Below are 8,419 nucleotides of genomic sequence, written 5' to 3' on the forward strand. Positions count from 1 at the left end.
GGGGAGGGGGCCGTCAGCCGCCGAATCCGGAGTCGGCCGGCAGGGAGATGTCGGGCTTCTCGAGCTCCTCGACGTTGACGTCCTTGAACGTCATCACCCGGACGTTCTTGACGAACCGGGCCGGACGGTACATGTCCCACACCCAGGCGTCGTGCATCTCGACCTCGAAGTAGACTTCGCCGTCGGAGTTGCGCACGTGCAGGTCCACCTGGTTGGCCAGGTAGAAGCGTCGTTCTGTCTCCACCACGTACGAGAACTGGCGGACAATGTCGCGGTACTCCCGGTAGAGCTGGAGTTCCATCTCGGTCTCGTACTTCTCGAGATCTTCCGCGCTCATCGCACTCCGCCTTCCATGACCACATCTTCCCCCACCGGCGCGGGAGGTCGGGGCTGCTCGCCCAACGCCACGCCGACGGTACCCCCTGACGCGCCGAAGCGCTCCATCGGCTCGACCGGCCTCGCACCCACCGGTCGGCGGGATCTGGGTGGCCGCCCGTCCAGGCCCGAGACGGTGGCCACGTTGACGTACGAAAATCGATGCTCCAGGCACGGGCCGTGCTCCCGCAGGGCCGCGGTGTGCTCCGCCGTGATGTAGCCCTTGTGCTCGGCGAAGCCGTAGCCGGGGAACGACGCGTCCAGCTCGACCATGATCCGGTCCCGGGTGACCTTGGCGAGCACGCTGGCCGCCGCGACGCAGGCCGCCACCCGGTCGCCCTTCCACACCGCCAGCCCCGGCACGTCCAGGCCATCGACGCCGAAGCCGTCGGTCAGCACGTAGTCCGGGCGGGTGGTCAGCGAGGCCAGCGCCCGGCGCATCGCGGCGAGGTTGCACACGTGCAGGCCCCGGGCGTCGACCTCGTCGGCAGGGATCACCACCACCGCGTACGCCAGAGCGCGGGCGACCACCTGGTCGTAGACGCGCTCCCGGCTTATGGGGGTGAGCAGCTTGGAGTCGGCCAGCCCGTCGATCTCGCCGCGCCGCCCCTCGGGCAGCACCGCCGCGGCGGCGACGAGCGGGCCGGCGCAGGCGCCCCGCCCGGCCTCGTCGGCACCGGCCACGTGCCGGAAGCCACGGCGTTGCAGGGCACGCTCCAGCGCGTACAGCCCGGCCTCGCGGCGCACCACCGTGCGCGGCGGGGTCAGCACGGCGCACCCCCGGCGATGGACCCGACCCCGGCGGACCCGGCGGGGCCGGATGCGGGGTCGGCGGTGGACACGGACCCGGCGGGGTCGGTCGCCCGGGCCGGTGGGGCCGGCGCCTCGGGGGGCGCGGCAAGCACCCGGCGCAGCAGCGCCGGCAGGTCGGCCGGGTAGTAGCGCTCGGCAGTGCTGGCCAGTTCGTCGAGCGGCCACCAGCGGTGCCCGGTGATGCAGCCCCGCTCGACGTCGTCGAAGCCCGCGGTGTCCACCTCCCACTCGGCCACCCGGACCAGGAAGAACTGCTGATCCTGCTCGTAGTGGACGCCGTCGAACGGGAACCGGACCCGCTCCCACGACACGGGCTCGCCCAGCTCGGCCGGGGTCAGCAGCAGGCCCGTCTCCTCGGCCAACTCCCGGGCGGCACCGGCCGCCGGGGGCTCCCCCGGCTCCAGCCCGCCGCCGGGGGTGAACCAGTACTGGTGGTCGGGCCGCGCCGGGTCGTGACCGACGAGGAGCAGCACCCGGTCGGCGGCGTCGACGAGCAGCACGCGCGCCGCGCGCCGGGGGGTATAGACCGTCACCGTCCCAGCCTGCCAGACGCGGCCCCCGACGCCCATGCCCACCCGGGAGCCGCTGGGGTCTGGCGGGCGGATCAGGGGTTCGGGACGCCGTCGAACGACCTCGGCACGGTGAGCCACGTGGCCCGGTCCACGGGCCAGAAGACGGTGAACGCGCGCCCGACCACCTGGTCCTCGGGGATGGTGGCGCTGTCGATGTTCTGCCCGGACTGCTGCCAGTGTTCCAGCGAGTCGCCGGACGCCGAGCGGTGGTCGCCCATCACCCACAGCCGCCCCTGCGGCACGGTGATGTCGAACTCCTGGTCGGCCGCCTTGTCATGCTGGCCGTTTGCGGAGAAGATGTACGGCTCGTCGATCGGCTTGCCGTTGATCACCAGCCGCTCCTGCGGGTCGCAGCAGACCACGTGGTCGCCGCCGACACCGATCACCCGCTTGATGAAGTCCTCGCCGTCGGGGTTGCCGCTCCACTCGGTGGGCGCCTTGAACACCACCACCTCGCCGCGGTGCGGCGACCGGAAGTCGTACACCAGCTTGTTGACCAGCACCCGATCGTTGATTTCGAGAGTGTTCTCCATGGACGGTGACGGGATGTAGAAGGTCTGCAGCACGAAGGCCCGTACCAGCACCGCGACCAGGATCGCCACGCCCAGGAGGATGGGCAGCTCCTTCCAGAAGGAGCCGCTCTTTTTGTCGGTCTGCTCGTCAATCACGGGTGGAGCCTACGTCGCCGGAAGCGGGCCGGCCGTCTGGAACGCGCGAGAACGGACAGCGCAGCCGAGACGGGGACGAGCAGCAGCACACCGCCAGTGCCGGTGGGCCGCACCGGGGCCGGTGACTCCCCGGCCGTCGTGGCGGGCCTGGTGACCGTGGCGAAGGTCTGCGGCACCGGCAGCGACGCCCACCGCGACGACGGCCAGACCACCGCGAACGCCCGGCCGACGACGTTGTCGATCGGCACCGGACCCTGGCAGCGGGCGTCCTGGGAGACGAGCCGGTGGTCGCCCATCACGAAGATCTGACCAGGCGGGACCACCACCTCGTCGAAGCGTCGCGACCGGCATTCGCGGGGGTTCGGCGGCAGGTCCAGCGGCGAGTCCCGGACAACGTACGGCTCGTCGAGCGGTACGTCGTTGACGGTGACCCGGCCCTGCGCGTCGCAGCAGCGCACCCGGTCCCCGGGTAGGCCGATCACCCGCTTGATGAAGTCCTTCTCGCCGGGGCGGCTCACCCCGACCAGGTCACCGATGGTGCGGCCGAACTTGCCGACGATCCCGGGCTCGGGCTCCTGGACCTCCTGGGCGACCCACTTGTCGGTGCCCCGGAAGACCACCACCTCGCCGCGCTGCGGGTCCCGTACGTCGTAGACGACCTTGTTGACCAGCACCCGGTCGCCGATGAGCAGCGTGTCCTCCATGGAGCCGGAGGGGATGAAGAACGCCTGGAGCAGGAAGGTGCGGATCAGCACCGCCAGGCAGAAGGCCACGATCAGCAGCAGCGGCAACTCCTGCCACAGCGGCATCTGCCGGCGGGCACGCCGGTCCCGCCGGCGCCAAGGATCGACCTCGCTGCCCTCGTCAAGCGTCCGCACCATGCCACTCCCCGGTTCACAGGAACGCCACTACCGCCCGGGAGCCTCGTCGAGGCCCCACGGGCGGTAGTGGGACGATCCGCGACCGCGGCTGACGCCGCACGCATCGATGCCCGCCTGCGCCCGTACGACCAGCGTAACCGGGGTCGGCCCTTACGACATCAGCGCAGCTCAGGCGGCGTGGCGAGCAGGAAGTCAGCTCGGCTGCTTCTCGCGGCGCTCCTTGATCTTGGCCTTCTTGCCCCGCAGCTCGCGCAGGTAGTAGAGCTTGGCCCGACGCACGGCACCCCGGGTCACGATCTCGATCCGGTCGATCGCCGGGCTGTTCACCGGGTAGGTCCGCTCGACACCCACGCCGAAGCTGACCTTGCGGACCGAGAAGGTCTCGCGCAGGCCGTCGCCCTGGCGGCGGATGACGACGCCCTGGAAGATCTGGACCCGGGACCGGTTGCCCTCGACAACCCGCGCGTGCACCTTGACGGTGTCACCGGCGCGGAATTCGGGGATGTCGACCCGCTTCGACTGGGCGTCAAGGGCGTCCAGGATGTTCATCGCTGCGTCCTCGTGAGGCTCACGGCGCACCGTCAGTCGGTGCGCGAATGGGTGATTCTGATCCCCGGGTGGTGACCGCGGGCGGCCCCGGTCGAGGATCCTCGCATCTGCCCACGGCGCAGGCGGATGCGGCAACCTCCCTACTTTGCCACATCCCCCGCAGGCGGCGGAAATCCGGCCCGGTCCAGGGCCGACCTGTCCCGCTTGTCCAGGCTCGCCGGGTCGAGCGCGGCGAGCAGGTCGGGCCGGCGGGTGGCGGTGCGCACCAGCGCCTCGTCGCGCCGCCAGCGGGCGATCCGGCCGTGGTCGCCGGAGCGGAGCACCTCCGGCACCTCGTGGCCGCGCCAGGTCGCCGGCTTGGTGTACATCGGCGCCTCCAGCAGCCCGTGGGCGTGCGACTCCTCGTCCAGCGAGCCGGCGTTGCCGAGCACCCCGGGCAGCAGCCGGGTGACCGCCTCCAGGATCACCAGCACGGCCACCTCGCCGCCGAAGAGCACGTAGTCGCCGAGGGAGACCTCGGTCACCCGCATCCGGGTCGCGGCGTGGTCGAGCACCCGCTGGTCGATGCCCTCGTACCGGCCACAGGCGAAGACCAGGTGCGACTCGGCGGCAAGCTCGTGCGCCATGGCCTGGGTGAACGGCTCACCGGCCGGGGACGGCACCAGCAATCGGGGCAGCGTGACGCCGTCCGGGGCCAGTTCGGCCGGGGCGAGGGCGTCGAGCGCCTCTCCCCACGGTTCGGGCCGCATCACCATGCCGGGCCCGCCGCCGTACGGCGTGTCGTCGACCGTGCGGTGCACGTCGTGGGTCCAGCCCCGCAGGTCGTGCACGGCCAGCCGCAGCGTCCCGTTGGCCCGGGCCTTGCCAACCAACGACAGGTCGAGCGGGGCGAGGTACTCAGGGAAGATCGACACGACGTCGACGCGCATGCGCAGGTACTCCAGGACCTAGAGGTCGAGCAGACCGCTGGGCGGGTCCACGACGATGCGCCCGCCGGCGAGGTCGACCTCGGGGACGATCGCCTTGACGAACGGGATCAGCGCGGTGCGCCCCTCGGGGCGGCGCAGCACCAGCAGGTCGGACGCGGGCGCGTGGTCGATCTTGACCACCTCGCCGAGGTGCTCGCCTGCCGGGGTGACCACGGCCAGCCCGACGAGCTGGTGATCGTGGAACTCCTCCGGGTCCTCCGGCGGGGCCACGTCGGCGCTGTCCACCCCGAGCAGGGTGCCGCGCAGCGCCTCGGCGACGTCCCGCTCCAGGATTCCGTCGAAGACGACCAGTAGCCGCCCCTGGTGCCAGCGGGCGGACTCCACGGTCAGCTCGGCCGGGACCCGGAATGGCACACCGGGGCCGGGAGCGGGATTGGCCGGCGGCACCGCGCCCGGCTCGGTAGCGAGTACCGAGCCGGGCGCGAAGCGTGCCTCGGGCTCGTCGGTGCGCACCTCGACGGTGACCTCACCGCGGATGCCGTGCGGCTTGCCGATCCTGCCGACGATGAGCCGCATCAGTACGAGTCGACGATGTCGACGCGCACGCCGCGCCCGCCGATGGAACCGATCACCTGGCGCAACGCCTTGGCGGTCCGGCCGGACCGCCCGATCACCGTGCCGAGGTCCTCCGGGTGCACGCGGACTTCCAGCCGCTTGCCCCGACGGTTGTCGACCAGCCGGACCCGGACGTCGTCCGGGTGGTCGACGATGCCCTTGACCAGGTGCTCAAGCGCCGGACGCAGGGCCATGTCAGGCCTGCTCGCCAGCGCCCGCGGCGGGCTGCTCCTCGGCCTTCGCCGCCTCGACCTTCGGCGCCTCGGCCTTCGGCGCCTCGGCCTCGGCCTTGGCAGCCTTCTTGGCCGGCTTAGCCGGGGCGTCGGCCAGGCCGGCGGCGGCCTTCGCCTCGGCCTCGTACGCCGCCCTGCGGTCGGCCCGCTCGGCGGCGACCTTCAGCGGCGGCGGCGCCGGCAGGCCCTTGAACTTCTGCCAGTCACCGGTCAGCTCCAGCAGGCGCTGCACGGCTTCGCTCGGCTGCGCGCCGACGGACAGCCAGTACTGGACCCGCTCCGACTTGACCTCGATCACCGAAGGGTCCTCCTTCGGCTGGTACACACCGACGAACTCGATCGCGCGACCGTCACGCTTGGAGCGCGAGTCGGCGATGACGATGCGGTACTGCGGGTTGCGGATCTTGCCCATCCGCAGGAGCCGGATCTTTACGGCCACAGTTGTTTCGCTCCTGTTGCGATCTCACCGGCCCGGTCCGGGCGGTGCACGGGTGAGCGCCGACCGGCACAGTGGGGTTGGGCCGGAGACTACTCGGTGGACTGGCGACGCGCCCGGGGTAGAGGGCGCCGGACGCGCGCCGGATACCAGCGGACCATTCTGCCAGATCGAGCCCGGATTCCTCACATCGGCCGGCCGGATCGCCCGACCCCGCCAGCCTAACGTGCACTTCGTACCATTTAATCCGGTTCTTGCCGGCCGGCGGCGGCGGGCGGGCGGTCCTGGCGGCGGTGGGCAGTCGGCGGCCGGCGGCGGGGTCAGCAGTGGTCCTCCGCGCCGCCGGTGCCGCCCAGGCAGACCAGCGATCCCGAGTCCCCACCCTCGGAGAGGTATGCCGTGGCGATCTGCCCGTCGAAGCCGAGCACGCCGTGGCCCGGGCCGTAGTCGACGTGCACCGTGACGTCGATCTCCAGCACGGTGGCGGTGGTGTACTCGGTGGTGCGTCCGACCTTCTCCACATGGCTGCCGAGGTCCACCCCGGCCGTGGCCCCGGGGCCTGCGGGCAGCGTCACGTCGAGCCGGCGCAGCACCTCGTCGATCGGGTTCAGCAGCGTCCGGTTGCAGGAGCCGGCGAAGAGCAGGCCGACCGCCGGATGGTCGGCGGTGGCGACCGGGACGAGGTCGGCCTTCACCCGGTCCACCACGTCGTCGCGGGAGAGCACCTGGGCGATCGCGCCGTCGACGGTGTTGCCGGCCGCCTCCAGCGGCACGAACCGCCGCAGGGTGGCGATCGTGTCGGCCGGGGACGCTCCCCCGTCGTACGGCCCGGGCTGCACGATCGCGTCGCCGACCCGGCCGGCGTCGACGTTCGCCAGCACGTGGTTGTTGCTCAGCAGGCACCACGCGCCGTCAGTGTTGTCGGTGACCAGCGAGCCGAGCGTGCCGGCGGTGACGTCGACGTGCCCGACGCTCACCCCGGCGGGCACCGGGCGCTCCCGGCCGGTGAACGCCTGCGCGAAGAACGGGCCGGTCTCCACCACGTCGACCTCGACCGAGTCGCCGCCGACGGCGAGCCGGCGGGGCAGCAGCCGGCTCTGCGGCAGGAACCCCGCCGGCACCTTGCGCACCACGTACACGACGACCGCCGGCTCCTCGGTGCGGCGGCCGGCCACCGCGCGGCGGCCGTAGGCCAGGCCGGTGACGTTGCGGTCGGCGAGCAGCCCGGCCAGCGGCCCCCGGCGGGCCGACCAGTGCAGCGCGCGGGCTTTGACATCGGTCGGGTCGGTCATGATCCGCCTCCTGGCTGGTGGCACTCAGCGCGGGCCGGCGCGGAACGGCCCGGTCAGCACGAAGTGCAGGTGGACCCCGTCGACGCGCTCCGGCCCGTTGGGCACCAGGGCCGGATCGGTGACGTAGACGGTGATGACGTAGGGGCCGGTCGGGTCGGGTCGGCCGATCCCGGTGCCCGAGGCGGAGTACCGCCGGACGATGTCGGCCCGCCGCGCCGCGAGCACCCGCCGGGCCGCGTCGAGTGATCCGGCCCCGGTCACCGCGACCACCGCCGGGAGCCGACCGCGCGGCGTCGGCGACACGCGGGGCCCGGGGTGCGGATATCGAGCCGGTCGGCCATGGCGGCCTCCAAGCGAAGGTGACCTGACCCCGACGGTACGCGGCTGAGCTGCGCCTTCACCAGCAACTGTCAGCGCCTCGACACGGAAGGTGACGAACGGGCGGCGTCCCGTTCAGCGGGCGGGCGGCGTCCCGTTCAGCGGGCGGGCGGGCGGTCCCAGCCCGGTGGCAGCGCCTCGGGCACGTCCCACCCGGGCGGCGGAACGAAGTCGCACCAGGTGCCGTCGAACGGGAAATCGCCGGCCTCGGCCCGGGCGATCACCCGCTTCCCCTCGGCCCGGACCGCGGCCTCGTCGGTCACCCAGTAGTCGGCGGGGAAGGCCAGCCGCTCGGCGAACTCCTCCTCGTCCTTCCACTGCCAGCTCCGGTCCGGTCGGATCACCACGTCGAGGTCCTGGTCGACGATGTCCACCCCGGCCACGTCGCCGTCGTCCCAGCGCACGCCGGGTTCCTCGAGGTTGACGTACCAGTGGCTGAACCGGCCGTCGGCGTCGGAGAACCACCAGACGGAGTGGGCCTCGCCCACGGGCAGGAACTTCAGCAGCGCCGGCCCGTCCCAGCGGCCCAGGGCCAGCCGGTACGACGACGTGATCCACTCGGTGAACGGCACCGCCCGCATGGTGAGCCCGGCCTCGGTCACCTCGTGGGCCCCGGGCGAGTTGCGGGCGATGTAGACCAGCAGGCCGCGCTCGTCGTCGCTGACCACCCGCCCCGCC

The 8,419-nt window shown here is 72.5% G+C and carries 12 protein-coding genes and 1 pseudogene; all 13 read right to left on the minus strand.

The genetic code is table 11. From position 1 onward, the window contains the following. Window positions 1-13 precede the first annotated feature (13 nt). Complete coding sequence (locus E1258_RS26885) at window positions 14-337, minus strand: DUF2469 domain-containing protein (RefSeq protein ID WP_007075222.1); 324 nt, start codon at window positions 335-337, stop codon at window positions 14-16. Then, window positions 334-1,146, minus strand: coding sequence for a ribonuclease HII (locus E1258_RS26890; RefSeq protein ID WP_132406029.1), 813 nt, complete (start codon window positions 1,144-1,146; stop codon window positions 334-336). Before E1258_RS26890 ends, E1258_RS26885 begins: the two co-directional genes overlap by 4 nt. Next, complete coding sequence (locus E1258_RS26895; RefSeq protein WP_132406031.1) at window positions 1,140-1,721, minus strand: NUDIX hydrolase; 582 nt, start codon at window positions 1,719-1,721, stop codon at window positions 1,140-1,142. The genes E1258_RS26890 and E1258_RS26895 overlap by 7 nt, the downstream gene beginning before the upstream one ends. Window positions 1,722-1,792: 71 nt before the next feature. After that, the gene (gene lepB, locus E1258_RS26900) at window positions 1,793-2,428 is read right to left on the minus strand and encodes a signal peptidase I (RefSeq protein ID WP_132406033.1); all 636 of its coding nucleotides are present in this window, start codon (window positions 2,426-2,428) and stop codon (window positions 1,793-1,795) included. A gap of 9 nt (window positions 2,429-2,437) precedes the next feature. After that, window positions 2,438-3,309: pseudogene (gene lepB / locus E1258_RS26905) on the minus strand (signal peptidase I). Window positions 3,310-3,501: 192 nt separating this feature from the next. Beyond that, window positions 3,502-3,858 (minus strand): 50S ribosomal protein L19, encoded by a 357-nt coding sequence (gene rplS, locus E1258_RS26910; protein WP_007075217.1) that lies wholly within the window; start codon window positions 3,856-3,858, stop codon window positions 3,502-3,504. A gap of 140 nt (window positions 3,859-3,998) precedes the next feature. Next, window positions 3,999-4,787 (minus strand): tRNA (guanosine(37)-N1)-methyltransferase TrmD, encoded by a 789-nt coding sequence (gene trmD / locus E1258_RS26915; protein ID WP_132406037.1) that lies wholly within the window; start codon window positions 4,785-4,787, stop codon window positions 3,999-4,001. An 18-nt stretch (window positions 4,788-4,805) separates the two neighbouring features. After that, window positions 4,806-5,363 (minus strand): ribosome maturation factor RimM, encoded by a 558-nt coding sequence (rimM, locus tag E1258_RS26920; protein WP_132406039.1) that lies wholly within the window; start codon window positions 5,361-5,363, stop codon window positions 4,806-4,808. Then, complete coding sequence (locus E1258_RS26925) at window positions 5,363-5,596, minus strand: RNA-binding protein (protein WP_036374728.1); 234 nt, start codon at window positions 5,594-5,596, stop codon at window positions 5,363-5,365. The genes rimM and E1258_RS26925 overlap by 1 nt, the downstream gene beginning before the upstream one ends. A gap of 1 nt (window position 5,597) precedes the next feature. Beyond that, complete coding sequence (gene rpsP / locus E1258_RS26930; protein ID WP_132406041.1) at window positions 5,598-6,074, minus strand: 30S ribosomal protein S16; 477 nt, start codon at window positions 6,072-6,074, stop codon at window positions 5,598-5,600. Between the two features lie 317 nt (window positions 6,075-6,391). Further along, window positions 6,392-7,363 carry a hypothetical protein gene (locus E1258_RS26935; protein ID WP_132406043.1) on the minus strand — a complete coding sequence of 324 codons (972 nt, stop codon included), beginning with the start codon at window positions 7,361-7,363 and terminating at the stop codon, window positions 6,392-6,394. Between the two features lie 24 nt (window positions 7,364-7,387). Further along, window positions 7,388-7,624 carry a hypothetical protein gene (locus E1258_RS26940; RefSeq protein ID WP_243715714.1) on the minus strand — a complete coding sequence of 79 codons (237 nt, stop codon included), beginning with the start codon at window positions 7,622-7,624 and terminating at the stop codon, window positions 7,388-7,390. Between the two features lie 215 nt (window positions 7,625-7,839). Continuing rightward, window positions 7,840-8,419 (minus strand): DUF402 domain-containing protein (locus E1258_RS26945; RefSeq protein WP_132406047.1); only part of this gene is annotated, 580 nt, incomplete at its 5' end.

Source organism: Micromonospora sp. KC207 (assembly GCF_004348615.1).
In the GTDB taxonomy this organism is placed as follows: Bacteria; Actinomycetota; Actinomycetes; order Mycobacteriales; family Micromonosporaceae; genus Micromonospora.